Origin of the sequence: Amycolatopsis sp. FU40 (assembly GCF_021903635.1) — a bacterium.
Classification (GTDB): Bacteria; Actinomycetota; Actinomycetes; order Mycobacteriales; family Pseudonocardiaceae; genus Amycolatopsis; species Amycolatopsis dendrobii.
The window spans coordinates 968,044-990,389 of record NZ_CP091381.1 but is presented as its reverse complement, the minus strand read 5'-3'; the positions used below and the strand labels follow the sequence as shown (position 1 = coordinate 990,389).

General features: G+C 70.8%; 20 protein-coding genes and 1 pseudogene. 14 read left to right on the top strand and 7 right to left on the bottom strand.

Features of this window, described 5'->3' with window-relative positions; translation table 11 throughout:
• Positions 1-41 precede the first annotated feature (41 nt).
• On the top strand, positions 42-1,265 hold the full coding sequence (locus L3Q65_RS05810; RefSeq protein WP_237598966.1) for a cytochrome P450: 1,224 nt from the start codon (positions 42-44) through the stop codon (positions 1,263-1,265).
• 54 nt (positions 1,266-1,319) lie between these two features.
• On the opposite strand, the gene L3Q65_RS05805 is transcribed toward L3Q65_RS05810, so the two are convergent.
• Positions 1,320-2,414, bottom strand: a complete 1,095-nt coding sequence (locus L3Q65_RS05805; protein WP_237598965.1) for a CaiB/BaiF CoA-transferase family protein — start codon at positions 2,412-2,414, stop codon at positions 1,320-1,322.
• Positions 2,415-2,623: 209 nt separating this feature from the next.
• On the opposite strand from L3Q65_RS05805, the gene L3Q65_RS05800 reads away from it, so the two are divergent.
• Positions 2,624-3,094, top strand: a complete 471-nt coding sequence (locus L3Q65_RS05800) for an antitoxin (RefSeq protein WP_237598964.1) — start codon at positions 2,624-2,626, stop codon at positions 3,092-3,094.
• Between the two features lie 696 nt (positions 3,095-3,790).
• Here L3Q65_RS05800 and L3Q65_RS05795 read toward each other — a convergent pair.
• The 3 genes from L3Q65_RS05795 to L3Q65_RS05785 are packed head-to-tail and all read right to left on the bottom strand — an operon-like array spanning position 3,791 to position 5,961.
• Positions 3,791-4,423 (bottom strand): bifunctional 2-polyprenyl-6-hydroxyphenol methylase/3-demethylubiquinol 3-O-methyltransferase UbiG, encoded by a 633-nt coding sequence (locus L3Q65_RS05795; RefSeq protein WP_237598963.1) that lies wholly within the window; start codon positions 4,421-4,423, stop codon positions 3,791-3,793.
• A gap of 33 nt (positions 4,424-4,456) precedes the next feature.
• A complete protein-coding gene (locus L3Q65_RS05790) occupies positions 4,457-5,569 on the bottom strand; it encodes a DUF1648 domain-containing protein (RefSeq protein WP_237598962.1) in 1,113 nt (370 codons plus the stop codon).
• Positions 5,566-5,961 (bottom strand): GntR family transcriptional regulator, encoded by a 396-nt coding sequence (locus L3Q65_RS05785; protein ID WP_182891999.1) that lies wholly within the window; start codon positions 5,959-5,961, stop codon positions 5,566-5,568. Before L3Q65_RS05785 ends, L3Q65_RS05790 begins: the two co-directional genes overlap by 4 nt.
• 57 nt (positions 5,962-6,018) lie before the next feature.
• Here L3Q65_RS05785 and L3Q65_RS05780 point away from each other — a divergent pair, with 57 nt between their 5' ends.
• Genes L3Q65_RS05780 through L3Q65_RS05770 form a run of 3 tightly spaced genes read left to right on the top strand, consistent with a single transcriptional unit; the run spans position 6,019 to position 8,029 of the window.
• Positions 6,019-6,366, top strand: coding sequence for a hypothetical protein (locus L3Q65_RS05780; RefSeq protein WP_182892000.1), 348 nt, complete (start codon positions 6,019-6,021; stop codon positions 6,364-6,366).
• Positions 6,363-7,244, top strand: a complete 882-nt coding sequence (locus L3Q65_RS05775) for an ABC transporter ATP-binding protein (protein ID WP_182892001.1) — start codon at positions 6,363-6,365, stop codon at positions 7,242-7,244. Before L3Q65_RS05780 ends, L3Q65_RS05775 begins: the two co-directional genes overlap by 4 nt.
• A complete protein-coding gene (locus L3Q65_RS05770) occupies positions 7,241-8,029 on the top strand; it encodes an ABC transporter permease (RefSeq protein WP_237598961.1) in 789 nt (262 codons plus the stop codon). The genes L3Q65_RS05775 and L3Q65_RS05770 overlap by 4 nt, the downstream gene beginning before the upstream one ends.
• On the opposite strand, the gene L3Q65_RS05765 is transcribed toward L3Q65_RS05770, so the two are convergent.
• The gene (locus L3Q65_RS05765; RefSeq protein WP_220507324.1) at positions 8,022-8,903 is read right to left on the bottom strand and encodes an ornithine cyclodeaminase family protein; all 882 of its coding nucleotides are present in this window, start codon (positions 8,901-8,903) and stop codon (positions 8,022-8,024) included. The two genes, L3Q65_RS05770 and L3Q65_RS05765, sit on opposite strands and share 8 nt — an antisense overlap.
• 93 nt (positions 8,904-8,996) lie before the next feature.
• Between L3Q65_RS05765 and L3Q65_RS05760 the strand changes: the two genes are divergently transcribed.
• From L3Q65_RS05760 to L3Q65_RS05750, 3 genes are all read left to right on the top strand, one after another.
• Positions 8,997-9,635 carry a GntR family transcriptional regulator gene (locus L3Q65_RS05760; protein WP_182892004.1) on the top strand — a complete coding sequence of 213 codons (639 nt, stop codon included), beginning with the start codon at positions 8,997-8,999 and terminating at the stop codon, positions 9,633-9,635.
• A complete protein-coding gene (locus L3Q65_RS05755; protein WP_237598960.1) occupies positions 9,632-10,849 on the top strand; it encodes an MFS transporter in 1,218 nt (405 codons plus the stop codon). Before L3Q65_RS05760 ends, L3Q65_RS05755 begins: the two co-directional genes overlap by 4 nt.
• A 243-nt stretch (positions 10,850-11,092) precedes the next feature.
• On the top strand, positions 11,093-14,464 hold the full coding sequence (locus tag L3Q65_RS05750) for a S8 family serine peptidase (protein ID WP_237598959.1): 3,372 nt from the start codon (positions 11,093-11,095) through the stop codon (positions 14,462-14,464).
• Between the two features lie 55 nt (positions 14,465-14,519).
• Here the strand turns inward: L3Q65_RS05750 and L3Q65_RS05745 are convergent, their stop codons facing one another.
• Positions 14,520-15,464 (bottom strand): LysR substrate-binding domain-containing protein, encoded by a 945-nt coding sequence (locus tag L3Q65_RS05745; RefSeq protein ID WP_237598958.1) that lies wholly within the window; start codon positions 15,462-15,464, stop codon positions 14,520-14,522.
• The gene (locus L3Q65_RS05740; protein ID WP_182892008.1) at positions 15,440-16,393 is read right to left on the bottom strand and encodes a LysR family transcriptional regulator; all 954 of its coding nucleotides are present in this window, start codon (positions 16,391-16,393) and stop codon (positions 15,440-15,442) included. The genes L3Q65_RS05745 and L3Q65_RS05740 overlap by 25 nt, the downstream gene beginning before the upstream one ends.
• A 319-nt stretch (positions 16,394-16,712) precedes the next feature.
• Between L3Q65_RS05740 and L3Q65_RS05735 the strand changes: the two genes are divergently transcribed.
• The 6 genes and pseudogenes from L3Q65_RS05735 (at position 16,713) to L3Q65_RS05710 (ending at position 22,229) form a co-directional block, all read left to right on the top strand.
• The gene (locus L3Q65_RS05735; RefSeq protein WP_237598957.1) at positions 16,713-17,396 is read left to right on the top strand and encodes a tRNA-dependent cyclodipeptide synthase; all 684 of its coding nucleotides are present in this window, start codon (positions 16,713-16,715) and stop codon (positions 17,394-17,396) included.
• Positions 17,393-18,526, top strand: a pseudogene (locus L3Q65_RS05730) (cytosine permease); the annotation flags it as partial. The gene L3Q65_RS05735 and the pseudogene L3Q65_RS05730, both read left to right, overlap by 4 nt.
• 147 nt (positions 18,527-18,673) lie before the next feature.
• A complete protein-coding gene (locus tag L3Q65_RS05725) occupies positions 18,674-19,075 on the top strand; it encodes a rhodanese-like domain-containing protein (protein WP_237600852.1) in 402 nt (133 codons plus the stop codon).
• A 10-nt stretch (positions 19,076-19,085) separates the two neighbouring features.
• The gene (locus L3Q65_RS05720) at positions 19,086-19,556 is read left to right on the top strand and encodes a co-chaperone YbbN (RefSeq protein ID WP_182892011.1); all 471 of its coding nucleotides are present in this window, start codon (positions 19,086-19,088) and stop codon (positions 19,554-19,556) included.
• A gap of 61 nt (positions 19,557-19,617) precedes the next feature.
• Complete coding sequence (locus L3Q65_RS05715) at positions 19,618-20,781, top strand: S8 family peptidase (protein ID WP_182892012.1); 1,164 nt, start codon at positions 19,618-19,620, stop codon at positions 20,779-20,781.
• A gap of 287 nt (positions 20,782-21,068) precedes the next feature.
• Positions 21,069-22,229, top strand: a complete 1,161-nt coding sequence (locus tag L3Q65_RS05710; protein ID WP_237598956.1) for an MFS transporter — start codon at positions 21,069-21,071, stop codon at positions 22,227-22,229.
• The last annotated feature ends 117 nt before the right edge of the window (positions 22,230-22,346 follow it).

The following is a 22,346-nucleotide window of genomic DNA, read 5'->3' as shown; positions in this document are numbered from 1 at the left end:
TCGTCAGTCCATTGTGGACCATCGGGCCGCGAGGAGCGCCCATGGACCACGCCGTCACCCCCTTCGTGCTGGACCCGGCCGCGCCGGACGTGCACGGCGAGGGCGCCCGGCTTCGCGCCCGCGGACCGCTGACCGTGGTCGAACTGCCGGGCGGCGTGCTCGCCTGGTCGGTCACCAGCCTGCCGCTGCTGCGCGCCCTGCTCGCCGACCCGCGGGTGTCGAAGGACGCCCGGCGGCACTGGCCCGCCTACCGGGACGGCAGGATCTCCTCCGACTGGTCGCTGGACATCTGGGTTTCGGTGCAGAACATGTTCACCGCCTACGGCGACGAGCACCGGCGGCTGCGGTCGCTGGTGTCCAAGGCTTTCGCGCCCGGCCGGATCGCCGCGCTGCGCCCGGCGGTCGCCGAAATCGTCGACGGCCTGCTCGCCGAACTCGACGCCGGACCATCCGAAACCGACCTGCGCGAACAGTACTGCTACCGGTTGCCGATCGAGGTGATCTGCCGGCTGGTGGGAGTCCCCGAACAGACGCGGCCGGGCCTGCGCACCGCGGTGGCCGGGATCTTCGCGACGTCGGCGACCGCGGAGGAAGCGACCGCGAACGTCGAGCTGCTGTACGGAATTCTCGCCGGCCTCGTCTCCCAGCGGCGCTCCGAGCCCGGCGACGACCTCGCCACCGCCCTCATCAGCGCCCGCGACTCCGACGGCTCCCGGCTGAGCGAAGCGGAACTGGTGGACACGCTGATCCTGGTGATCACCGCGGGTCACGAGACGACGGTCAACCTGCTCGACCAGGCGGTGACCGCGCTGCTGACCCATCCCGGCCAGCTGCGGCAGGTGCTCGGCGGAAAGCGCACCTGGTCGGACGTCGTGGACGAGACTTTGCGCTGGCAGGCCCCGCTTTCGCACCTGCCGTTGCGGTTCGCGCGAGAGGACATCGAGGTCGAGGGCACGGTCATCCACGCGGGCGACCCGATTCTCCCGTCCTTCGGTCCCGCCGGACGCGACGAGAGCCACCACGGCCCGGACGCGCACGAGTTCGACTTGACCCGCAAGGACAAATCAGCGCTCGCGTTCGGCCACGGCGTGCACTATTGCCTCGGCGCGCAGCTCGCCCGGATGGAGGCGGAGCTGGGGTTGCCGGCGTTGTTCGAGCGGTTCCCGGATCTGGCGCTGGCGGTGGCCGAGGAGGAGCTGGAGCCGGTGCCGTCGTTCATCACCAACGGGCACGTGACGTTGCCGGTGCGGTTGCGGTCCTCGTGAGTGCTGCTGCCGGTTAGAACCGGCGCCAACGCGCACGAGCGCCCAGCCGCGTGCTCATGCCTTCCAGTCGGCGAGGACGTCCTCGGTGTCCGCGCCCGGCACTGGCGGCGGCGACGGCAAATCCGTTGTGCTGCGCGAAAACCGCGGCGCCGGAGCGGGCTGGATGATCCCGTCGAGCGTGACCAGGCCGGACCGCGCGGCGATGTGCGGATGCCGGGGAGCCTCGTCGGGCGAGAGGACCGGCGTGACGCACGCGTCGGTGCCGTCGAAGACCTCGGCCCATTCGTCGCGGGTGCGGCTGAGGAAGGCCCGGGTGAAGGTGGCGCGGAGCGCGGGCCAGCCGTCGCGGTCCAGTTGCGGCGGGAGGTCTTCCGCGGCGAGGCCGAGGCCGTCCAGGAGAGCCGCGTAGAACTGCGGTTCGAGAGAACCGACTGCGACATACCGGCCGTCCGCGCACACGTACGTGTCGTAGAACGGCGCGCCGCCGTCGAGGAGGTTCGTGCCGCGTTCGTCGGACCAGGAACCCAGGCCGCGCAACGCCCACATCATCTGGGACAGCACGTTCGCGCCGTCGACCATCGCCGCGTCCACGACCTGGCCGCGTCCGGTCCGGCCGCATTCCCACAACGCCGCGAGCACGCCCGCGATCAGGAACATCGATCCGCCGCCGAAGTCGCCGACCAGGTTGAGCGGCGGCACCGGACGCTCGCCCGCGCGGCCGATCGCGTGCAGCACGCCGGTGAGGCCGAGGTAGTTGATGTCGTGCCCGGCGCGCTGGGCGAGCGGCCCGTCCTGGCCCCAGCCGGTCATCCGGCCGTAAACCAGGCGGGGATTGCCTGCGAAGCAGTCGTCCGGGCCGACGCCGAGCCGTTCGGCGACGCCCGGGCGCAGGCCTTCGACCAGCACGTCCGCTTTCGCGGCGAGCCGCAGGACGAGCTCGCGGCCCTCGGGGGTCTTGAGGTTCGCGGCGACCGAGCGGCGCCCGCGCAGCAGCGGGTCCGGCTTGCCGCCGCTGAGGTCGAGCGATCCGGAAGGCCGTTCCACCCGGACGACGTCCGCGCCCAGGTCGGCGAGCACCATGCACGCGTGCGGCCCCGGCCCGATCCCGGCCAGCTCGACGACCTTCAGCCCGCTCAACGGTCCCGCCACACGTCCTCCTCGGCTCCGGCGCCCCTGCCGCGGCGACCCTACCGGCCCGCCGCGGCCGGACCCGGGCGTGTGGGGTAACCCACCCGTGGCCCGACCCGGGCAGAACCGGCGCCCGGCCTCACCCGAACCGGGGACTGGCGTCTCGCGGCCGCGCCCTTCGGGTACCCGGCTGGTATCCATGGGTCACGAATAGATCAAGGAGGATTTCAATGAGCTTTTTCGACCAGGCCAAGGACAAGATCCAGGAATTCGCGGGCAACAACCAGGACAAGGTCGGCGAGGGCATCGACAAGGCCGCCGAATTCGCCGACGAGAAAACCGGCGGCAAGCACGGCGACCAGATCCGCCAGGGCGCGGACAAACTGAAGGAGAACTTCGGCGGCGGCCAGCAAGGCGGCGGCCAGGAACAGGGCGGCGGACAGCAGCAGGGCGGTTTCGACCAGGGCGGACAGCAGGGTCAGCAGGGCGGTTTCGGCCAGGGCGACCAAGGCGGCCAGGGCGGTTTCGATCAGGGCGGCCAGGGCGGCTTCGACCAAGGCGGCCAGGGCGGCTTCCAGCAGGGCGGCCAGCAGCAGGGCTTCGAGCAGGGCGGCGAACGAGGCGGTTACGAGCAAGGCGGCCAGCAGGGCGGCTACGACCAGGGCGGCCAGCAGGGCGAGCAGCAGTGGGGCAACCAGTAGCAGCGAGCCTGTTCCGGCCTGAGTTCCCGTGCCGATCGCTTCCGCGATCGGCCTCGCTCATCGCCCGCGGTATGCGGAGCAAACCGTTGGCGGCAAAAGAACTTCGCGAGTCAGGAGACTCAGGAGACAGCCACCGCAAGCGATCCTGCCGCAGGAAGTCCTCCACTCGTCTGCGGTGAGCCAAACGCGAGCCGACTGCCGCAGGAAGTCCGCGGGTCGGCTGCGGCGGGCGAACCGAGCGAATCAACTGCCGCAGGTCGAGCGCGGCGAGCGAACCGCGCACGTCAGGAGCCTCGGCAACCAGCCGCGGCGAGCGAGCGAGCGTGTCGGCGGTCGCAGCCGGCTGCGGGATTCGGGTGCGGCGGGCAGGCTCAGCGGAGAACGAGCAGCGCAAGCCAGGAGCCGCGGCCAGCCGATGTGCGCGAGCGGGCACAAAACGAATCGGCTGCGGTGAGCGGTCAGTGGCGAGGCGGCAGCAAACCTCGCGAACCGGTCGCCGTGAGCGAACCGCGGTGATCCGGCAATCACCCGGTCTCGGCGGGGATTCATTCGATCGGCCGGAAAACCGGCCGCGACGAGCGGGCGGGGCGGCGTTTCCGCGCAGTTTCCGGCGTGTTCACCCGGCAGCGCGGAAATGCCGCCCCGCTTTCCCTCAGCACTGAATTTGTTTCACCATTTCGTGCTTTCCGGAGCCGCTCAGCCGGGTTTGCGGGCCGAGATCAGCAGGTGCTCCTCCGGCTCCGCCCCGGGCTTGTCCGGCGCGAAGGTCTCCGCCCGGGTCCCGGTCACTTCCAGCCCGGCCGCGCGCACCCGCTCGACCAGCGCGTCCGCCGGGAAGCTCGTGACCCGGATCGAGTGGCCGAGAAAGTCGACCGGGACGTCCTCGACGTCGGAGGGCACCGTGATCAGCGCGAACCTTCCTCCCGGGACCAGCCAGCCGGCGATCCGGCCGAGCGCGCGCTCCGTTTCGGCCCGCGCCAGCTGCAGGAACGGGAAGAACGCGCACACCGCGTCCCAAGACTCCGGTTCCGACTCCCATTCCCGCACGTCGGCCTGCACGAACTCGGCCCCGGGCACCTGCTCGCGGGCGATCCGCACCATCTCCGCGGACACGTCGATCCCGGTCACCCGATGCCCGGCGGCGACGAGATCCGCCGCCACGGGGCGGCCGGTCCCGCTGCCGACGTCGAGCACCCGCGCCGAGGGCGGCAGCACCGCGAGCAACTCCCGCACCGCCGCGTCCACCACCGGCGGGCGGCCGAACGCCTCCTCGTACCCGGCTCCGATCGCGTCGAACAGTTCCGCCGCGGTAGTCAGTTCCTCGGACATCCCAGATTCCCCTCGCCGTCGAAGGAACCCAGGCTATCCGCCGCGGGAAGGCAGTTCGACGACGCCGAACCCGGCCAGCGCGGCGAAAGCCGCGAGTGCCCCGAGGATCGCCCAGCTGATCGGGTTGCCGAGGTTGAGCGTCCAGGAGACGCCCGAGCGCCGGTGCACGAGAAGGGCCGGGTCGCCGCGGTTGACGTAGACCATGCCTGCGAGGCGCCAGTACCGGTCGTCGTCGCGCTGCACGCGGCCGGAGTCTTCTTCGTCCGCGGGCAGCCGGTGCCCCGCGTCGCCGGCCCGGAACGCGAACGCCACCCACGCGATTGCCGCGGCGGCAAGAGGCAGGTAGCTGACGACGGTCGCGCCTGTCGTGGCCGGGACGATCTCCCACACCTCCAGCGACGCCACCAGCAAGCTCGCGGCCGCGCATCCGGCGGTGCCGAACAGCAGCCGCAGCACCCCGGCGAGGTAGCCGCGGTATCGGGCGGCCGAGGCGGCAGGCTGTGCCGCGTCGAGCTCCGGCCGGGCACGAGGGAGGGCGAAGCCCAGCAGACCGACGAGGACGATGATCAGCAGCTGCGCGGTGACGGTCGCGAAGGCGTGGCCGACTGTCGTCTCGCTGCGCCGAGCGGGGTCGACGATCATTCCGTTCGGCGTCGGCAGTGTCGCGGGCAGAGCGCCGTAGCGCCAGGCCCCGATCGCCGCGGTGATCGCGAACAGCGATGCCGCCGGAGCCAGAAGAATCCACTGTGGACGGACGGGGTCGGTGCGCAGGGAGGTGTCGGCCGCGACTGCCTGACGGGTGCCGGAATACCAGTCGCCGTCCCGTTTCGCGGCGGCTACTCTGCGGTGCTCCCGGTAGCCGAGCCCGCAGCAAGCGGCCGCGAGAACCGGTGCGACGAACGCGGCCGCCGATTCCCAGCGCAGTCCGGCTGAAGCGAAAGCGACCAAGACGAACGCGAGAGTGCCGACCACCAGCACTCCGCGCGCGTACCGATGGTGCGCGCGGATGATCTCCGGTTCGGCCATGCGCGCGGCCGGGACGCGGACACCGAACGGAAGCGTCGGCCGGGCCAGCGCGGGAGCCGCCCAGAACGCGGCGGCCAGCAGCGCGACCAGCGCGAGATCCAGGCAGACCGACGACGTCACGACGGAGCCTTGGCGCGGAAGGATTCGAGCACCGTGCCGCAGCGGGCGGTCACCTCGCCGGCGTCCAGCCCGAGCGCGACGGCCTCGGCCAGGAGCGTGCGGAGGCGTTCCTGCCATTCGTCGGCGAATCCGGGTTCGGCGGGACCGGACCGGGCGTCGCGGCGGATCACCGCGCCGCTCTTGCGGTTGATGCGGATCAGACCCTGCGCGCGGAGCAGGTCGTAGGCCTTGTTCACGGTGTGGAAGTTGATGCCGAGGTCGGCGCCGAGCTGCCGGGTGGAGGGCAGCGCGTCGCCCTCGGCGAGGTCGCCGTCGGCGATCGCCTCCACGATCCGGTCCCGGATCTGCAGGTAGATCGGCGTCTCGCGGTCGAGATCCAAAGTCAGCAGCACCCGTCCAGGATATCTGCTATACATCTAATAGAACAGATAACGCAGGAGGTGGTGGCGATGGCGACGGCCGAGATCGTCGGCGACGAACTCCGGGTGCGGTTCGCCCGCTGGGAGCGGTTCGCGGTGCGGCGCGAAGAAATCACGGTTCCGCTGGCCAGGATCCGGACGGCCGAACAGATCGGGAACCCGTTGGCCCGCACCCGCGGCGGCCGGATCGGCATGCTGGTCAGCGGGGTGTTCAAGGTCGGGGTCTGGGGGCTGGGCACCGGGACGCGCCAGCTGGTGTCGGTGCGCCGGTCCGGGCCTGCGCTGCGCATCGTCCTCGACGACGCGGAGTTCGCTGAACTGCTGCTCAGCCTGCCCGATGCGGCCGAGCTGGCCGACGCGCTCAAGGCTCGCGCATGAGCATCGCCGTCCAAGATCTGACCAAACGATTCGGCGCGACGCCCGCGGTCGCCGAGCTGACGTTTTCCGCGAGCCCTGGGGAGATCACCGGGTTCCTCGGGCCGAACGGCTCCGGGAAGACGACCACGATGCGGATGCTTCTCGGCCTGGTCCGGCCGGACTCCGGGACCGCGACGATCGACGGTCTCCGGTACGCCGAGTTGCCGCATCCGGTCCGCGCCGTCGGTGCTGTGCTCGACGGGGCCGAGCCGCATCCGGCGTGTTCTGCGCGTGAGCATCTGCGCGTCTGCGCCGCGATGGCGCGGCTGCCTCGGCGGCGCGTCGACGAGGTGCTGGAGCAACTGGAGATGACCGGCTTCGCGGGGCGGCCCTCGCGCGGCTATTCCACTGGCATGCGGCGGCGGCTCAGTCTCGCGACAGCGTTGCTCGGCGATCCGCCGGTGCTGGTGCTCGACGAACCGGGCAACGGGCTGGACCCGCGGGGCATGGCGTGGTTGCGCGACCTGCTCACCGGGTTCGCCGCGGGCGGGCGCACGGTGCTGGTTTCCAGTCATGTGCTCAGCGAACTGGAGCAGATCGCCGGGCAGGTCGTGGTCATCCGCGACGGTCGCCTCGTCGCCACCGGGACCGTAGCGGACCTGTCCGCCTCGACCGCGTCCGTCGCGCTTGTCCGTTCCCCTGACGCCGACGAACTCGCTCGGGCGCTGGGCGGAACTGCCGAGCGGATCGCGCCGGATCTCCTTCGGGTCCGCGGGATCGGCACCGCCGAGATCGCGGACCGGGCGGCCGCGGCGGGACTCCGGATTCACGAGCTGACCCCGGAAAAACCCGGCCTGGAACAGGTTTTCCTCGCCCTCACCGCGGGCGAGCGGCGATGATCGCCGCGGAACTCCGCCGGTTGTGCTCCACCCGGCTGTGGCTGTGGGCGCTCGTCACGGCCGCGGCGTGCGGCGGCGGACTGGTCGGGCTGATCGGCGTGATCGGCCCGCAGCACGTCCAGCCGCCGATGCCGGGTCTCGACACCGCCGCCGGGGTGCGGAATGTCCTCGGCATGGCGACCGTGACAGTCCTGTTCCCGGCCGTCTTCGGCACTGTCGCGATGACGTCGGAATACCGGCACCGCACGATTTCCGTCACGTTCCTCTTCGCACCGCGCCGCTGGCGGATCCTCGTCGCGAAACTCGCGGCGTTCGCCATCGGCGGGCTCTGCTACGGCGTCGTCACTGCGGCCGCCGCCGGGCTCGCGCTCTACGGAAGCGCCGCCGTCCACGGAGTGACTGTCGGCCTCGCGCCGGGAACAGTCCTCGAACTTCTGCTCCGGATCGCCGCCGCGATGACGATCTACACCGTGCTGAGCGTGGGAATCGGTGCGCTGCTGCGGAACCAAGTCGCCGCGCTGGCGGTCGTGATCGGATATCTGTACCTGGTGGAGATCGCGCTGCTCGCCATTCCGGGCGTGAACGCGATCTATCCCTTCCTTCCCGGCGGAGCCACCGCGGCGCTCACCGAATTCGGTTACCTCGCCGACGCGCTGGCCCAGCAGACCGGCCACGCGGGCGGACAGCTGCTGCCCACCGCGGGCGGCGCGCTCGTTCTCCTCGGCTACGCACTGGTCGCGGCCGGACTGGCGGTCGCGTTCCCGCTTCGCCGGGATGTCACTTGACCGCTTCGTAGACGGCCGCCGCGACCGCCAGATCCTCCCAAGCCATTCCGACGCTCTTGAACAGCCGAGGACCCGGCGGCACCGCAGCACCCTGGGCCAGCGCGGCGAGCGAGACAAGGTCGTCCGCGGCAAGGGCGCCGGATTCCATTGCCATTACGACATCCCCGGCCTCGCGGGTAGCCGCGCCGATGCCTTCGACGACCACTGTGGATCGTCCGATGAGGACATCGTCGACCTCGCGAGCGTCGGGTTCGTGCGAGCCGACGGCTACCACGGTGGCGTGCTCGGGGACCTTCGCTCCGTCGAACACGGGGGTGCGCGACGAGGTGCAGCAGGCGATCAGATCAGCTGCGGACACGTCGTCGGGAGTGCCCGCGCGGGCGAACGGGTACTGCGCGGCGAAAGCTTGCGCACGCTCCGCATTGCGGCCGACGACCACTACGTCCCGCACCGGTCGCACGGCACGGAAAGCTTCGATGTGGCTTTGCGCTTGCGGACCGGTCCCGAACACCACCAGGCGTTCCGCGTCCGGCACTGCCAGCAGGTCCACGGCCACCGCGGAAACAGCCGCCGTGCGCACCGACGTGAGCGCGACGCCGTCGAGGAGGGCCATGGGGGTGAGCGTCGGGCCGTCCATCAGCAGGTAGTGGCCTTGGATCCGCGGCAGGCCTCGCGCCGGGTTGTCCGGGGCGACGGAAGCGACCTTGACCCCGGCATAGCGGTCCCAGAACGCGGGCATCAGCAGAAACTGCCCGGTGGGCACGGGTACGACGGACCGCGGCGGGTCCTGGTCCGGGTCCAGGCCGCCGGTCAAGGCGGCGCGGATGGCGTCGACGGCTTGGTTCACGGTCGGTCGGGCGTCGAGCAGCAGCACCCGAGGAGCATCGCACACGCCCCCGACAAACCAGCTGAGCCGCAGGTCACAACGGCTTAGATACAAGCTGGGATGCATGTTAGCGTCACACCTGTGAACGCGTCGAAACCCGCCGCCGACCGCGCGTACGAGCTCACGAAGGAACTCGTGCTCACCGGCGAACTGCCCGGCGGCCACCTGTTCAGCGAGGGCGAGATCGCCGAGCGGCTCGGGGTGAGCCGGACGCCGGTCCGCGAGGCGTTCCTGCGGCTGCAGGTCGAGGGGCTGCTCAACCTGATCCCGAAGCGCGGCGCGATCGTCGTGCCGATCACCCCGGGCGAGGCCGAGGACGTGCTCGAAGCCCGCGAGGCGGTCGAAAGCGCGGCAGTACAACGGCTGGGCCGTCGTCCGGAGCTGATCCCGGCGGCGCTCGAGCAACTGCGTGCGGTGCTGGACGTCCAGCGGCAGCACGCGGACGCGGGCGACGTGCCCGCGTTCGCGGAAGCCGACGCCCTGTTCCACCGCACGATCGTCGAGGCGGGCGGCAACGCATTGCTGCTCGCCTTCTACACGACGCTCGCCGACCGGCAGCGCCGGATGAACGTCCACGCGCTCGCGCCGATCCCGGCACGCCTGCCGCGGGTCGTCGGCGAGCACGAAGACCTCCTGAACATCATCGCGGAGGCCGGGACGAAGGCCGACACCTTCGCCCCGGCCCTGCGCGCACACTTGGATTCGGTGCACCGTCGATGACCACTACTGCTGACCCCCTGCCCGACACACCCGAAACGACCACTCGCCCGGCCTGGTTTCCGGCCGCCGCGGCGGTGTTCGCGGCCGGATGGGGCGGCAACCAGTTCACCCCGCTGCTCGTGATGTACCACGCCGCGGGCTACTCCGCGTTCACCGTCGACGCCCTGCTCGGCGCGTACGTCGTCGGCCTCGTGCCGGGGCTGCTGCTGTCCGGCGGACTGTCCAATCGGTACGGTCGCCGCCCGGTGATGTTCGCCGGCACCGTGTTGTCGCTGCTGGCGAGCGTGCTGCTGGCGCTCGGCCCGGCCGGCGCCGGGTGGATCGCCGCGGGCCGGTTCCTCTCCGGGATCGCGGTCGCGGTCGCGATGGCCGTCGGCTCCACCTGGATCAAGGAGCTCGCCGACGCCGACCCGTACAGCGCGGCCGACACGGGCACCCGCCGCGCGGCACTGTGCCTGACACTCGGGCTCGGCATCGGGCCGGGCGTCGCCGGAGCGCTCGCGCAATGGGGTCCGTGGCCGATGGTCCTCCCCTACCTGGTCCACATCGGACTCGCGCTGGTCTCGCTGCTCGCGGTCACGCGCAGTCCGGAAACGCTCGCTGTCCGGACCGGCTCGGTCCGCGCCGCATTGCCCGCCACCGCGCGGCATCCGCGGTTCCGCCGGGTGATCCTGCCCGCCGCGCCGTGGATCTTCGGCTCGTGCGGCGTGGCGTACGCGATCCTGCCGCAGCTCGTCGAGCACCAGACCGGGTCGTGGGCGCTGGCCTACTCCACCTTGCTCACCGTCTGCGCGATCGGCGCGGGCGTGGGGATTCAGCCGATCGCCAAGCGGGTCGACCGCGCCACCAGCGCCCGCGCCGTGCTCACCGGGATGGCGGTGCTCTGCGCCGGACTCGTCCTGAGCGTCTTCGCGGCAGCGGAGGAATCGCCGTGGATCGCGCTCGGCGCGGCGGTCGTGCTGGGCGCCGCTTACGGCATCGTCGTGGTGTCCGGACTGCTGGAATTGCAACGTCTCGCCCGGCCGGACGAAATCGCGGAACTCACCGGCGTGTACTACGCGCTGGCGTATGTCGGATTCCTCTTGCCGTCACTTCTGGCGGCACTGAACGCAGTAGCGGGCTACCCGGTGCTGCTCGCCTGCGTCGCACTGGTCGCCATCGCGGGAACCCTTGTGGTGACGCGACACTCGCGCCGACACCTCCCCCAGGACTGACCCCGATTCCGGCAAACGGGACCGAATGCGCGACCGCGCGGAAATTCGGTCCCGTTTGCCGGATTTGTTTCCCACTATTGTCGCTTGTGGATCGTGCGGGAGTCGGAAAGAGTTCTGCTACTGGGAAATCGAGCGCGGCACGAGTGCGCCCGATTTCGTCGGGGCCGGTAACTCACGAACCCTTCTAGCAGGAAGTGGGAACTGCACATGGGGCGTTCCTCGCGATCCGTTCGCGCCCTGGTCATGGCTGCGACCGGCAGCCTGGTGCTGGCCGGGGCGACCCAGCCGGCGCAGGCTGCCGCACCGGCCGCCGCGGCGGACACCGCGCCGCAATCGGTGATCGTCGTCCTCGCGGACCAGTTGCCCAGCGCGCCGCCCACCAAGGCGGCCTCGGACACTCGCCGCGCCAAAGCGACCCAAGAACAGGACTCGGTGCTCGCCAAGCTCGCCGGCGCGGCACCGGCCAAAGTCAAGCACTTCGCGCTGGGCAACGCGTTTTCCGCCACCGTCACGCCCGCGCAGGCCGCGCAGCTCGCGCACGACCCGGCGGTCGCGCAGGTGCTGCCGGACAGCAAGGTGACGCTGCCGGACGCCAAACCGGGCGCACCGGCCGCCGCGCCGAAGGCAGGCGGACCTTCCGCACCGGCTTCGCCGAACGCGACCTGCCCGGCCGATCCGGCGAAACCGTTGCTGGAGCCCGAAGCGCTGACGTCGATCCGCGCGTACAGCACCACCGGCGGCAAGAGCGCGTCCGATCTGGCCAATGGCGCCGGCGTGAAGGTCGCGTTCCTCGCCGACAACATGGACCCGAACTACGCGGACTTCATCCGTCCCGACGGCAGCCATGTGTTCTCGGACTACCAGGACTTCTCCGGCGACGGCCCGAACACGACCGACGCCGGCGCCGAGGCATTCGGCGACGCTTCGTCGATCGCCGCGCAGGGCGTCGTGGTGCACGACCTGTCGAAGTTCGTGAACGAAAAGCACCCGCTCCCGGCAGGCTGCAACATCGTCGTCAAGGGCGTCGCGCCGGGCGCGAGCCTGGTGGGGCTGAACGTCTTCGGCAAGACCGCCACGAACTCCGCGGTGCTGCAGGCGATCGACTACGCGGTGACCGTCGACCACGTCGACGTGATCAACGAATCGCTCGGCCTCAACCAGTACCCGGATTCCAGCTCCCGCAACCTGTTCCAGGTCTTCAACGACCAGGCCGTGGCCGCGGGCGTCACGGTGACCGCCTCCAGCGGCGACGCGGGCACCACGTCCACGATCGGCAGCCCGGCCACCGACCCGCTGGTGATCTCCACCGGCGCGACCACCGACAACCGGCTGTACGCGCAGACCGGCTACGCGGCTTTCCCGTTCTCCAACGGGAAATGGGTCAGCGACAACATCTCCGCTCTGTCGTCGTCGGGCATCACGCAGAACGGCCGCACCATCGACCTCGTCGCGCCCGGCGAGGGCAACTGGGCCGATTGCTCCCCGGCGTACTCGGAATGCCGCAACTTCAACACCGTCCCCCAGCCGACCGACCTCGAATCCTTCGGCGGCACCAGTGAATCCGCCCCGCTGACCGCGGGCGTCGCCGCACTGGTGATCCAGAGCTACCGCAATTCCCACCACGGCACGTCGCCGACGCCCGCGCAGGTGAAGCAGATCATCACCAGCACCGCGCGCGACCTCAACCTCCCGGCCGACGAGCAGGGCGCCGGCCTTCTCGACGCGCGCGCGGCGGTCGAAGCGGCGCTCACCGCTCCGGGCTCGACCGGCGCGCCGGCGGGCGTTTCGTCGAACATCTCGCTGTCGGCCGACCAGCTGACGCTGGAAGGCGCGCCGGGCAGCACGCAGCAGGCGTCGGTCAACGTCACCAACTCGGGTACCAAGCCGCTGACGGTCAGCACCGGCACGCGGACGTTCTCCCCGATGGGCACGCAGGCGCAGACCACGGCGTTCGACTCGACGAAGCTGCCGACCTTCCCGTACTTCAACGGCACCAACTGGGCGTACAAGAAGGTCACGTTCTCCGTGCCGAACGGCGCGCAGCGGCTGCTGGCGCGGATGGCGTGGCAGGGCAGCCCGAAGTCGGTCAACGGCCAGTCGGTCACCCCGGTGGTGCGGCTGACGCTGCTCGCGCCGGACGGCACTTTCGTCGCCAACAGCCGTCCGCAGGGCGGGGCCGCGACGGCGAACTACGCCAATGTGGACGTCACGCGCCCGGCCGCGGGCACGTGGACCGCGGTGCTCTACTCGGCGTCCGGGCAGGCCGGTTACACCGGTGACGTCCAGCTGGCGACCACCGCGCAGCGGGCTGTCCCGTACGGCCAGGTCTCGCCGCAGATCCTGCAGCTCAACCCGGGGCAGACGAAGCCGGTGCACGTCGCGCTGCAGACCCCGGCCAGCGGCGGCGACGCGGACTACTCGATCACCTTCGGCAGCTCCGACGGCCACCAGACCACCGTGTCGGCCGTGCTGCGCGCACTGATCCCGACGAAGAACGGCCCGGGCGCCTTCAGCGGCACGATCACCGGCGGCAACGCCCGTGCGGTGTCGCCCGCGCAGACCTTCTCCTACGAATTCGACGTTCCGCGCGGCAAGCGGGACCTCGACGTCGCGGTGAAACTCCAGGATCCGGGCACTCTGCTCGACGGCGTCCTGGTCGACCCGAACGGCGAACTCGCCGACGTGAACAGCAACGCCTCCCTCGATTCGGCCACCACGCTGAAGCAGGGCACCGGATTGCAGCTCGTCGACGCGAACCCGCTGCCGGGCCGCTGGCACCTGGTGCTCGTCGTGCAGAACCCGGTGACCGGCAAGCAGATCGACCAGCCGTTCACCGGAACCGTCGGCTTCGACCAGGTCTCGGTCGGCGCGCCCGCGCTGCCGCAGTCCGCGTCGCTCGCCGCGGGCAAGGCGGTGACCGTGCCGGTGACGGTGCGCAACACCGGCGTCGAACCGCTCGCCATCGGCGTCGACGCGCGCACGAACACCAGGCAAACGCTGCAGCCGCAGCCGATCCAGGGGTCGACCGAGGTCAACCTGCCGGAGCTGAACTCGGACGCTCCGGTCTACTCGATTCCGCCCGAGACGAGCAAGTTCACCGTCGCGACCTCCTCGACCGTGCCCGCGCAGGCGGAGATCCAGGGTTCGGCGGCGGGCATCGACGTGCTCGGCGACCTGAAGTCCGCGCAGAACGGCAGCACGGTGTCGGTCGCGACGATCGGCGAGAAGACCGGGTACGTCACCAAGGGCGTCTGGTTCGCCGACGTGCAGGAGATCGGCCCGTTCGGTCCGGAAGGCGCGCCTGCCGGGCATTCGAGCTACACGGCGTCGATCCAGACGGCGGGCTTCGACGGTTCGGTGACGTCGTCGACCGGCGACCCGTACGGCCAGTCGGTGGACCCGAACGGCACCGGCGGCACGCCGCAGCTGGTGAAGCCGGGCGAGACCGCGACGATTCTGGTGACGATCACGCCGTCGGGCGACCGCGGGCAGAAGGTGGCCGGGCACCTGAACATCGTGACCGTGCCTTCGCTGCCGACCGGCGTGACCGGTCTGCCGCAGGTCGGAACCGGCGAGGTGCTGGCGACTCTGCCCTACAGCTACCGCATCGGCTGATCTCTGATGTCCGTGAAGGACTCCTTGCGGGAATCTGATTCCCGCAAGGAGTCCTTCACGGACGGCAACTGACCAGTGCGCGGAGGGATTCGGCGTGCGCGCGCGTCATCGCGGCACGGACGCGCGGGACGCAACCGGCAAACGGGCTGTCCTCAGCCCAGGCGAGCACGAGAGTCGAATTCGTGGCCGCACAATGCAGTGGCCGGTATGAGGTGTCCGGCATCGGTCTCGTCGGCGGCGCTGTCACGGTCAGGATCCCGGCCCCGTAACCGACACACAGCACCGCCCATTCGCTGTCGGCGTAGCAAAGCCGCGGATCAGCGCCAGCGTCGGCGAAGGCCGCGAGCAGTGCGTGCGTCCGAGGCTGCACGGCCTGGTCGAGCAGCACGCAGCGCCGGCCGGACAGCGCGGCCGGCGTGAGCGAATCCGGAACGCCGAGCGGATGTCCGGGCGGAATGCCGACCACCAGCGGCTCCGTGGCTATCGAAACCCATTCGAGGGGGCGTTCCCGGACGGCGTCCTGACGCAGCAGGCCGAGGTCCAGTTCCGCACGAAGCAGTGCTTCGGCCAGCTCCGCGGCCGATTCGCCGGTCCGGACCGCGAGTCCGGCGCCGGGGTTGCGCAGCCCCACCTCGCGGATCAGCCGCGGCAGCACGGGCGTCGGCACCGAGCCGATCCGGATCTGCGCGACGGGGCGCTCCAGTCCGGCGCGAGCGGCGGTCAGCATCCGGTCGAACTGCGGCACCACCGCCGAGGCGTGTTCGAGCAGGACCTCGCCGGTTTCGGTGAACAGCTTCCCTGCCGGTTCCGCGGCCAGCAGCGCGGCGCCGATCATCCGTTCCAGCCGCCGGATCCGCAGCGTGAGCTTGGCCGGAGTGGTGCCCAGCGCGGCCGCGGCAGCCGCCACGCTGCCTGCCTCGGCGACCGCGACCAGCAGCTTCAGCTGCCGCAGCTCGAGGTCCGTGCCGGTGCGGATCAGCTGGTCCGGGCGGTCAGCCACGGCAGTTCCCCCGGAATCGCGCGCGGGCCGTCGTAGCCGCCCCTTTCGTCGTGGTAGGCGTCGAGGATCAGCCCGGCCAGCAGGCCGGCCCGCGCGGCGACCGGACTGTCCTCGCGGTACAGCAGGAAATGGCGGGTCCGCTCGCGCAGGCCGGGGACCGGCCGGTGCACCACTCCCGGGGCGAGCGGGCGGGAGGCCTGGACGAGCGTGACGTCGCCTTGGTAGCGGACGATCTCGTCGCGCGGGCCGGAGACCGGCACGTAGTGGGCGATCACCGGGGCGAAGCCGTACGGGCCGCACACCCTGGCGAGGAACTCGCGGCAGCGGTCCGGCCCGGTCGAGGAGATCCACCGCTCGTGCTCCAGTTCGGCGAGGTCCACCTCGCGGCGGGCGGCGAGCGGATGCCAGTCCGGGAGCATCATCAGCAGCGGGTCCTCGGCGAGGTCGATCCGGCCGGTGTTCGCGGGGAGCGGCACCTCGCACTGTTCGGACAGGACGGCGAGGTCGAGTTCGCCGCGGCCGAACCAGACGAGCATCTCCGCGGTCGACTCGGCGGTCCGGATCTCCGCCCGGTCGCCGAGCCCGGTCGTCTCCAGCGCACGGAGCAACGGACCGGAGAGGACGGTCTCCGACCAGCCGACCCGCAACGCACTGTCGCGCTGGGCGCGGTGCTGCGCGAGGGCGGGCCCGATCCGGGCGGTGCGCGCCAGGATCCCGTCCGCGTAGTCGAGGATCAGCTGCCCGAACGGCGTGGGCCGCACCCCGGCGCGGGCGCGTTCGAACAGCGGCCTGCCGAGCAGTTCCTCGATCCGGCGCAGTTCGCGGCTGAGGGCGGGCTGCGGCAGCACCAGTTCGGTGGCCGCGCGGTTGAGGCTGCCCGCTTGGGCGATCGCCTGGAGGTGGCGCAAATGCTTGAGTTCCAACTCCACGAAAGTTCACGATATGACGCCCGCCGGTGCGAGTGCACCGGCGAAAGTGTGGCAATCGCCCGACCAAAGTAGGAAATCCTCTTTCCGAACTGCGGCCGTGGCCGCACTCCCGCGGAAGTCCGCGAGGGGAACCCTGAAGGAATCTGATTCCGCGCGGGTTCCTCTCGCGAACCTCCGCATCGCACAGTCGCCGCCGTCCCGCGGCGGCATAACCGGCAGGCATTACCCGCGCCGCCCGGATCCCGGCACAGTGAGCCGCACCAAGTCCCGCCCCGCCGGGAGAAACGCGGAATCGAGACGAGAAAAGGTGGAATTTTCAATGTTCGACGCGACTCCGCTGTCTTCCGGCTGCGCCCGCCTGTATCCGGACGTCCGGCACGCCTGCGTCGGAGTGAGCCCGTTCAACGGCTACTTCACCGCGGAACGGCTGGCCCGGCTCGCCGCGTGGACCGCGGACCGCTTCGCCGAGTTCTGCTTTTTCGTCCCGGACGAGGTCACCGCCTACACGCTCGAAGCGCTCGGATACCCGCCCGCCAGGGCGAAACAGAAGGCGCACCGGCAGTCCTGCCACGTGCACAACAAGATCGCCGCCGCGCTGCGCGCGCTGGACGTGCCCGACCCGGAGAGCCGGATCCTCGGCATGGCCCGGCTGCGCGAACTGCCGTCCTATCGGGAACTGCTGGCCTCGGCGGAAACCCACTTCGAAACCGACAGCGCATTCCGTTCCGCCTGCTACGGCGCTTCCACCTGGGTGCTGCAGGGCCGGACCGGAAACGTGCCGGACGAGCAGGCGCTCCGGCTCGCCGTGCGTTACTTCCTCGCCGAACTCCCGTTGTTCGCCGGTTCCGGGCTGATCACCGGAAATCCGCGGTCGATGTTCGTCTACCACCAGCGGGTGCCGTTTCTCGAGAAGTTCTTCGACCGGGAATTCGCCTTCCGGCCCGAGCCGGGACAGGGTTTCCTCGTCGTCGCCGAAGCCGCACTGGAAGCGACCGGGCGATGAACGACCGGCACGACGACTATTCGCTGACCCGCGTCCCGGACGCCGCCCGCCGGTCCTGGCCGTCGGTCGCGGTGCAGCGGTTCGGGCAGGTGTCCTCGTTCCAGCAGTTCATCGTCGGCGCGCTGCTGGGCTACGGCATGACGTTCTGGAACGCGGTGCTGGCCATCACGATCGGTTCGGTGCTGCTGGAGGTCATCACCGTGCTGCTCGGCATCGCCGGGGTGCGCGAGGGACTGTCCACCTCGGTGCTCGCCCGCTGGGCCGGATTCGGCCGGAAGGGTTCCGCACTGGTCGGCCTGCTCGTGGCGATCAGCCTCGCGGGCTGGTTCGGCGTGCAGAACGGGGTGTTCGCGCACGGGATGCACGCCCTCGGCGGTGCGCTGCCGGAATGGGGCTGGGCGCTGGTCGGCGGAGCGGCGATCACCGTGATCACCGTCTACGGCTTCCGCCTGATGGCCTGGACCGCCTACCTGACCGTGCCCGCTTTCCTGGTGCTGGCGGGGTATTCGGTCCTCGACGCGCTGCACACGCACTCGCTGGCGGACCTGGTCGCCGCTCCCCCGCCGGGACCGCCGCTGTCGCTCGGCGCGGCGACCACGCTGGTGTCCGGAGCCTTCATCCTCGGCGCGCTGATGACCCCGGACATGACGCGGTTCAACCGCACCCGCGCCGACGTGGTCAAGCAGACCGTGATCAGCGTGACGCTCGGCGAGTACCTGATCGGGCTGATCGGCGTGCTGCTCGCGCACGCCGCCGCCACCTCGGACGTCGTCGGCATCGTCACCTCCTCCTCGGGGCTGCTCGGCACCCTCGTGCTGGCCACCGCGATCCTCAAGATCAACGACTGGAACCTGTACTCCTCCTCGCTCGGCCTGGTCAACGTCGTGGACGTGCTGTTCGACCGGAAGGTCAGCCGGGTGCACGTGGTCCTGGTGCTCGGCGTGTTCGGCACGGCGGCGTCGGCGCTCGGGATCGCCGACGACTTCGCCGGATTCCTGACCGCGGTCGGCGTGCTCGCCCCGCCGGTCGCCGGGGTGCTCATCGCGGAGTACTTCGTGCTTCGCCGGTGCCGTCCGGTTTTCGCCGCCCTGCGCCGCGGGCAAGCCGTCGCCGGTCGCGACTGGGAGCTCGCCGCGCTGGTCAGCTGGGCGCTCGGAACGGCCTTCGCGGTCGTCTTCGACTTCGGGATTCCCACGATCAACTCGGTGGTCGTGGCGTTCGTCAGTCACCTCGCGGCGGGCCTGCTTGCCCGCCGCCGGAACCCGGGAGGAACCGGCATGCTGCCGCTGATCGGCCGCGAAGAGCTGAAAACCGCGATGGACGAGGGCACGGTGATCGTCGTCGACACCATGCCGCCCGACTACTACGCCCGCGAACACCTTCCCGGCGCCCGCAACATCCCGGGCTTCCCCTACGAGCAGGCCGCGCGGTTCACCGACGAGCACGCCCCTCGGGTCGTCCCGGACAAAACCGCGGCGATCGTCGTCTACTGCGCCAACACCCCTTGCCGCAACAGCGAATTCGTCGGCGCCCGGCTGCTCGAACTCGGGTACGCCGACGTCCGCAAGTACCGGGAAGGAATCGAAGACTGGGTCGGCGCCGGGCACCCCACCGAAACCGGCCCCGCCCCCGAAACCCCGGCGCGTCCGGCGCCGGTGCCGGTCACCCACCCCGAATAGAGGAGAGCACATGGGAACGAGAATCCGGATGTTCGCGGCCGTCGCGGCGATGACGGCGGGAGTCCTCGGCGGTGCCGCGGCGACGCCGGCGAGCGCCGCGCAGACCCCGGCGTCCTACGCTTCGCTCGCGCCGCAGGACGAGACCGTCGTCGACGTCACCTCGGCCAACTACGACCAGGTGATGGAGATGTCCAAGACCAAGCCGGTCGTGCTGGACTTCTACGCCAGCTGGTGCGGCCCCTGTCAGAAGATGGCCCCCTACCTGGAGAAATACCACGCGGCCGACGGCGGCAAGTGGATCTGGGCGAAGGTGGACCTGAGCGAGCAGGGCCAGAACAAGGACATCGCCGACAAGTACGGGATCGAGTACATCCCGACGCTGATCGACATCTCCGCCGGTCAGGAGAAGGGCAGCCGGGTGGTCGGATTCGACGAGGGCAGCGGCCCGGACGACCTGCGCACCTGGCTGAACAATCTCTGACCGCGCCCGCCTCCGCCGGGATTCCCCGGGATCGCGGCGGAGGCTCCCCGAAGGGACGACCATGAAACGCACCCCGAAAGCCGTCGTGCTGGCGGCCCTGCTCTCGCTCGCGGCCGGCATCGCGGCGCCCGCGGCGGTCGCGGACGACACCGCGGTGTACATCGTGCGGCTCAAGCCGATGGACAAAGACAAGGACAAGGTCACCGCCGCGGCGAACGCGCTGATCGCCAAGTACGGCGGCACGCTGCGCCGGGTCTACTACTCGGTCTCGCAGGCGTTTTCCCTTTCGGCGACCCGGGAACAGCACGACAAGTACCTCACCGACGCCGCGGTCACCACGGTCGGGGCCAACCAGGTCTACACCGCCGCCGGAACCCAGGAAGACCCGCCTTCGTGGGGACAGGACCGGATCGACCAGACAGACCTCCCGCTCGACGGCAGCTACACCTATCCGAACACCGCGGCCAACGTGCACGTCTATGTGCTCGACACCGGGGTGCGCACCAGCCACCACGACTTCGGCGGACGCGCGCACGCCGCGTACGACGCGGTCGATCCCGACGACGACCAGAGCGGAACGGACTGCAACGGCCACGGCACCCAGGTCGCGGCCGCCATCGCGGGCAGCCGCTACGGCGTCGCGAAAGAGGCCTCGGTCGAGTCGGTGCGCACTCTCGGCTGCGACGGCACGGGCACGTCCGAGGAGATTCTGTCCGCTTTGGACTGGGTGAACCTCAACGCGCAGCGCCCGGCCCTGCTGAACCTCAGCTTCGCCGGTCCCAGCGGCACGGTCCTCGACATCCAGCTCTACAAGATGACCCAGAACGGCCTCTCCTACACCGTCGCCGCGGGCAACGGCGACGGCAGCACCGGGGTGAACGCCTGCGACATCACGCCCGCCCGGCAGACCACCGGGATCACCGTGGGCGCCACCGATCAGGCCGACCACCGGGCGCCGTCGTCGAACTTCGGCAGCTGCGTGGACCTTTACGCGCCAGGCAAGGACATCCCGACGGCGGACAACACGGGAGACTGCGCGTCCGCCGTGGTTTCCGGGACGTCGATCGCTTCGGCGGAAGCGGCAGGGGTGGCCGCGATGTTCCTGTCCGCGCATCCGGACGCGACGCCGGACCAGGTGCTCAAGGGCATGACCGACGCGGCCGCGAAGGACAAGGTCGTCGATCCCGGCGAGGGCTCGCACAACCTGCTGCTGCACACCACGTAACCGCGCGCGGCCGGGCCGGTCGCCACGACGTCAGGGCCCCCCCCCACCACGGACGTCACGGCGCCGCCCGGCCGCTCCTCCCCGCCCGGCCGCGCGACGGCATGACCGACGCGGCCGCCAAATCACCGACCGGCGACGCATCACCCACCCCGCACGGCCGCACTTCCCCCGCCCGGCCGTGCTCCGCGACGGCATGACCGACGCGGCCACAACACCGAACCCGACGACGAATCACCCGCCCCCGCCTGACCGACGCGGCCGACCGCCACGACCCCAAGGACCCCGCCATGGACGTCACCGCGCCGCCCGGCCGCACCGCTCTGCCCCTCCCCGCCCTGCTGGCCTTGGCCGCCTCGGTGTTCCTCGGCTGCCTGACCGAGATCGTCCCGGCCGGAATCCTGCTCCCGGCCGCGGCCGACCTCGGCGTGTCCCCGGCCGCCGCGGGACAGCTGGTGACGGTCTACGCGATCACCACTGCCCTCACCGCGCTGCCGCTGACCGCGGCGTCGGCCCGGATGCCGCGCCGGAAACTCCTGCTCCTGCTGGTCGCCGGGTTCGTGGCGGCCAATCTGGCGATCGCGCTGTCCCCGTGGTTCGCGCTGGTGCTCGCGGCGCGGGTGGCCTCCGGGGCGCTCACCGGGATTCTGTGGTCCCTCGTGGCGAACTACGCCATGCGCCTCGTGCCCGCGGAGCGGTCCGGCCGCGCGCTCGCCGTCGCGATGGCGGGCACCCCGGTGGGTTTCGCGCTCGGCGTCCCGGCCGGTGCCGCCCTCGGCGAACTCGTCGGCTGGCGCTGGGTGTTCGCCGGGATGGCTCTCGTCGCGGCGCCGCTGCTGTGGTGGATCGTGGCGGTGGTTCCGCCGCTGTCCGGCGAGGAACCGGGGGCTCGGACGAGTCTCCGCGCCGTGCTGCGCACGCCGGGGCTGCGTCCGCTGTTGCTGCTGGTGGTAGCGTTTTCCTTGGCGCACAACATGTTCTACACCTATCTCGGGCCGTTCTACGCCGCTCACGGGCATCTCGTGCTGTTGAGCGCCGGGCTGCTGCTCTTCGGCACCGCCACGGTGGCCGGGCTGTGGCTGGTCGGGCTCGCCCTCGACCGGCATCCCCGTGCCGTGCTCACGTGCTGCGCCGCCGTCACCGCCGGCTGTTTCGGGATGCTCGTCTTCGGCGGCCGCGAACCGGTGCTGCTGCTCGCCGCGTGTGCGTTGTGGGGCTTGGCTTTCGGTGGTGCGCCGACGTCGTTCCAAGCGGTCACCGCGGTGCTGGCCGGACGCCGTGCCGACATCGCGCAGTCGCTGACCATCGCCAGCTGGAACGGCGCCGTCGCCGGTGGCGCGCTGATCGGCGGAGTCCTGCTCGGCACAGCTCCCGGCGCGCTGCCCTGGACAGCCATCGCGTTGACGGTCGTGCCGGTTCTCCTTTCCAGTTTCGTCCTCCCAGCGCGGTGAATTGACCCGCCACTCTGTGGAAAACTGTTTCACCCCACTACCTCTGAGCAGGGGAAACGCCCTGGTTCAGAATTACGGTTGAACGTCGTCGAACGTTCAGCGAGCACGATTCGGCGG